Source organism: Bacillus sp. C30, assembly GCF_040838255.1.
GTDB classification, from domain to species: Bacteria; Bacillota; Bacilli; order Bacillales; family Bacillaceae_G; genus Bacillus_A; species Bacillus_A mycoides.
Window position 1 is genome coordinate 1 of record NZ_JBFPJH010000249.1, and the last position, 5,000, is coordinate 5,000.

4 protein-coding genes and 1 pseudogene are annotated in these 5,000 nt (G+C 35.2%); all 5 read right to left on the bottom strand.

Features of this window, described 5'->3' with window-relative positions:
* Positions 1–30: 30 nt before the first annotated feature.
* A complete protein-coding gene (locus AB3X49_RS17605) occupies positions 31–1,131 on the bottom strand; it encodes an ABC transporter ATP-binding protein (protein WP_002165550.1) in 1,101 nt (366 codons plus the stop codon).
* A gap of 61 nt (positions 1,132–1,192) precedes the next feature.
* On the bottom strand, positions 1,193–1,900 hold the full coding sequence (locus AB3X49_RS17610; protein WP_002110510.1) for an HAD family hydrolase: 708 nt from the start codon (positions 1,898–1,900) through the stop codon (positions 1,193–1,195).
* Complete coding sequence (locus tag AB3X49_RS17615; protein ID WP_002165549.1) at positions 1,893–3,320, bottom strand: CehA/McbA family metallohydrolase; 1,428 nt, start codon at positions 3,318–3,320, stop codon at positions 1,893–1,895. The genes AB3X49_RS17610 and AB3X49_RS17615 overlap by 8 nt, the downstream gene beginning before the upstream one ends.
* Before the next feature lie 79 nt (positions 3,321–3,399).
* Complete coding sequence (locus AB3X49_RS17620) at positions 3,400–4,761, bottom strand: extracellular solute-binding protein (protein ID WP_367963709.1); 1,362 nt, start codon at positions 4,759–4,761, stop codon at positions 3,400–3,402.
* A gap of 25 nt (positions 4,762–4,786) precedes the next feature.
* A pseudogene (locus AB3X49_RS17625) lies at positions 4,787–5,000 on the bottom strand (carbohydrate ABC transporter permease); the annotation flags it as partial.

Here is a 5,000-nt window from a genome sequence, read left to right on the forward strand (position 1 = left end):
TTCTAAAGGTATAATCATATTAATTATTATCTAAAAAACAATTCGTTTCTCAGTTTCTGAATCAAAGTAATGCACTTTGTCCATGTTTAAACCTAGATCTATATTAGATTGACTTTGCACATCTAAAGATGTGTCCACACGTGCAACAAAGGATTGGCCATTAATGTTAGAATATAGATATGTTTCTGCCCCCATTAATTCTGCTACATCAATACATACCATTACTTTTGTGTTATATGGTAAATCCTCGATTTCTTTTCCATAATAAAAGTCTTCTGGACGTATTCCTATTATGATTTCTTTATTCGTATAGCCCTTATTTCGCAAGCCTTTCATCTTCTCTTCTGGCACTTCAATTTTCCACTTATCAATCATAACTGCATTATCTGTTAATACTCCTTTGAAAAAATTCATTCCAGGAGAGCCAATGAATCCGCCGACAAATACATTCTCTGGATTATCATACACTTCTTTCGGTGTACCGACTTGCTGTATAATCCCATCTTTTAGTACAACTAAGCGCGTCGCCATCGTCATAGCTTCAATTTGATCATGCGTGACATATACAGATGTCGTTTGCAGCTGCTTGTGTAATTTTGTAATCTCAGCACGCATTTGAACACGCAACTTCGCATCTAAGTTTGATAAAGGCTCGTCCATTAAAAATACTTTTGCATTTCGAACAATCGCTCGGCCTAAGGCAACACGCTGACGTTGCCCACCTGAAAGTGCTTTTGGCTTTCGGCTTAAATACTGCTCAAGTCCAAGAATTTTTGCTGCATGTTGCACACGCTGGTCAATTTCTTCTTTACTATATTTTCGTAGTTTTAATCCAAACGCCATGTTTTCATACACACTCATATGCGGATAAAGCGCATAGTTTTGAAATACCATTGCAATATCTCTATCTTTCGGTGTAACATCATTTACACGCTTTCCATCAATATAAAAGTCGCCCTCTGAAATCTCCTCAAGTCCTGCAATCATACGTAATGTTGTAGATTTCCCACACCCTGAAGGGCCAACCAAAACGATAAATTCTCCATCATTTACTTCTAGGTTAAAATCTTTTACGATTGTCACATCATGATCATATTTTTTGTAAATGTTTTTGAATGATAGTTGAGCCATAATATCCTCCTAGAATTCGAGCTATATTTATAGATATTGTTAAAAATTATGATGACATGAATTATAAAATCTTCGAAATATCCTTCATACTGTTTAAAATATAATCCGCTTTTCCTTCTAAATCTTCCTTCCTGCTCGCACCCGATAAGACGCCCACTACTTTAATGTTACTATTTCTTGCAAATGTAACGTCTGTTAATGTATCACCTACCATAAGCACATCTTCTTCAGTTAGTGAAAATTTTTCTTTAAACATATGATAAAAGTCACTTTCAGGTTTTGTTCTATTCACACCATCATCTGCACCTAAAAAATCTACATAATCATATAACTCAGTCATTTTCAGAGAATGAATAGCTGCATCAACATCGTCTGCCGTAACAACCCCAATAATATATTCATTGTCTTTTAAATATCGTAACGTTTCCTTTGCACCTTCCACTTCTGTAAATACAAGATCATCTGCAGTAGAGTACTTTTTGAATAGAAGACATACATTTTGAATAAAACCCTCTTTATTCACATGTTGATTTTCTAGCAACGAATACCATGCAGCCGCAATAAAGTAATTTGTGCGACAAGCTAGTAAACTCGTACTCTCAAAATCGTTATCATTCATACCAATAATCGTTAAGTAGTCATCTCGTTTACTTTTTTCATTTGGATACGTTTGAAATATATCATCTAACACACGATGCACAATTTTGTACCAAACTGAATCTAACTGTATTAATGTTCCATCTTTATCAAAAATAATCGCTTTATTCACCTTTTATTCCCCCTATAACTTCATTCCATGTTTTTATATTTTTAATCTGAACTTTATTATGAATAGGATTAATAAACGCTACTAATTCGTCCTCTTCCCATCCCTCAACTCTAGCGTACGCCCCTTCATTTAAAGAGAATGCAAAAGTTGCATCGCTGCCGTATTCTTTTTCAATCGTTCTTCCATTTATAAGTAGTCTCCACTCACACGGTTTATCTGTTTGAACGTTATAAACAATATTTCCTTTAGCCTCATCGCCGACAGCAATCGTTTCACCTTCGTTTTGAATATCTATCGCTAGTTTTCTAAATCGAGAGAAATAAATTCTTCCGTTTTTGATCGCAAATTTCAAGTTTTTAATTGATAAACCGTTACATAATACATATGTTCCTGGATCACCGTAAATGGATGGGTCTTTTGATCCTGGGAATGTTTTAGACGGATGTAAATGAGAGTCACTTCCTCCTATTCCCCAGATTTTAAGACCATTTGACCACATTTGATCGAAACAACGTAAAGCTTCTAAAGTAGATGATTTACTTTTTTTATAAGTTGGATCACACATAATTTCCATCGTATGAACATTTTCTAAATTAATATTAACTTGGTTCGCCCAAGGCTTCATAAATGGATGATTCACACTCAATAAATAGCCTTTTTCTTTCATGAGTGAAAATAGTGCATTCATTTTTTCAGCGCTAAATGATTCATCTATATACTCTGTAAAATCAATGAATTCTCTTATACCAAATATGTTGTAATGACCATAAGGAGTTGTAAGTTCCATAGATGGTATAATTAATGTGTTTCCTTTTTGATATGATGGCATAACAATATTGTGCTCCGTCGCATATAAAAAATCTAATTCTTGTTTTTCACATACTCCCATTCCAAGTTCATCATCTATCTCGCCATCTGTTAAATCTGTATGTTCATGAAAATCCCCTTTGTACCAGCGATGTTCTTCATTTACTACCTTATTAAAACGGTCTTCATCGATAAAAACATTGCCCTTACAAAAATGCTCTCTATTATACTTTCGCTCCAACTGATCATTCACTTCTATATTTACTGTATAGTCAACTTTTTCCCCAGTAAATTTCACTACTTTCTTTGCACAATGAGGGATATATACGACTTCTAATTCCCAATTACCTGACTGTATGTCTCCTCCAATACAACCAGCAGAACAAAACTTTGAATCTTTCGAAACGACTAGTTTTTCATTTACAATTGGAGTTTGATATTGTATACGTACATAACCGTTAGGATCTCTTAAGATTAGTAAAAGCGGAATTTTTCGGCTATCCCCTTGATCAATTGTTAATGTAAAGTTTGTAATATCAGTTTCATCCATTTGGAAACAGTGTTTATTTTTTACGAATGGAGAGAGTGTTATCGTACTTGTTATTTCGATCATAGTTCTCACACCTTTTCAAGTGAATTTTAGAGGCACTTCCTTCGTTCAAAAGCACCTCACGTTCGTACTACAAACAGGTTTACTTCTTCTTTTTCAAAACTTTATCTAACTCTTCTTGCGCAACTTTAGCTGCTTCATCTAATGCTTTCTTTGCTGGAACCCCTTCAATCTCTACTTTATCTTTTGCTACATTTAAAGCGTCATTGATTTTTCCGCCCGTTGGATCTACAAATGGTCCCACTCCATTATTGTTGGCTTGTTCTAACGGAACTAATGCTTGTGGTTGTTTTTTAACAAATTCAGCATATGGACCGTACTCTGTTACATTGTTACGAACAGGAATATAGCCTGTTGCCATTGACCATTCAGCCGTTTTCTCCGTACTTGTCGCAAATTTCATAAAGTCATATGCACCTTTCGCTACTTCTGGATCAATATTTCTCGTTAATGTGAATAAATATGTTTCTAATTTTGGCGCTGGTTTATTATTACCCCAAGCTGGTTGTGGCAATGCGTCAAACGTGTTAAGACGTTCTTCTTCCGTCATTCCTTTACCTAATGATTTGAAAACAAATCCTTGGTCACCAGATGATCCTGTAAACCCTAATGTTCTGCCTTCTACTAAATCAATTACTGTTTTATCCCAATATTCCCATCCAGTACCACCTGAATGTATTTTCATAATTTTATCTTCATGAAGCCATGTGCGGAATTCCTCCCATACCGTAACCCAAGTATCATCGTTAATTAATACTTTTTTACCATCTTCACTTAATACATTACCGCCAGCACTGCGAACTGCATCAATTAAGTTTGACGTCCCCCACATTGGCATCCAGCCAGCATATGAAACATTTCCGTTTTCACCACGTTTTGCGACTGTTTTTGCTACCTTTTCTACACCTTCCCACGTCTTTAAATCCTCTTTTGTAAAGCCATTCTCCGCCAATGCTTTTTTATTGTAATAAAAAATTTGCGTTGTACCGTAAAACGGAATGCCATATAACTTCTCGTCAATTGTTGCTTGCTCCATAAATCCTTTTCCATAATCCCCCTTTTTGAAATTAGTATCATTTTTAACATATTCATCTATAGGTACGATTAACTGTTTTTTAGCATATTCTTGAATGACATCAGAACCTAGTAATGCAATTGCTTCTTGGTTATTCGCTGCAAATCCACTTTGTAGCTTTTGATATGACTCATCGTAGCTACCCGCTTTTGTCGTTTTCACTACATATTTGTCCTGACTTTTATTGTATTCTTCCACAATCTTATCTACACGATCTGCAAGAGAGCCCCCTACTCCATTAATGAGTGGAACAACAACCTTCTCCCCTTCTTTACTCGCTTTAACCGTACTTCCTTTTCCACCTGAACAACCCGCAAGTGCACTAACAAACAATGTTAAAACTGTTAGAAGCATGAATAGTTTTTTCATCCCACATATCTCCTTTACTATTTAATTACCCCTTTATTCCTGGATCAGTAACACCAGATAAGAACCATTTTTGTAGAATTAAAAATACGATTAAGAGCGGCACCGTTGCGATTGTACTTGCAACCATAATGTGTGACCAATCTCGTCCTAAAGAACTATTAATGAAATAATCAGCAATTCCATTCGTAATTAGTTTTTGTGTATTATCTTTCAAAATAAGAGCTGGCCAAATGTAATTA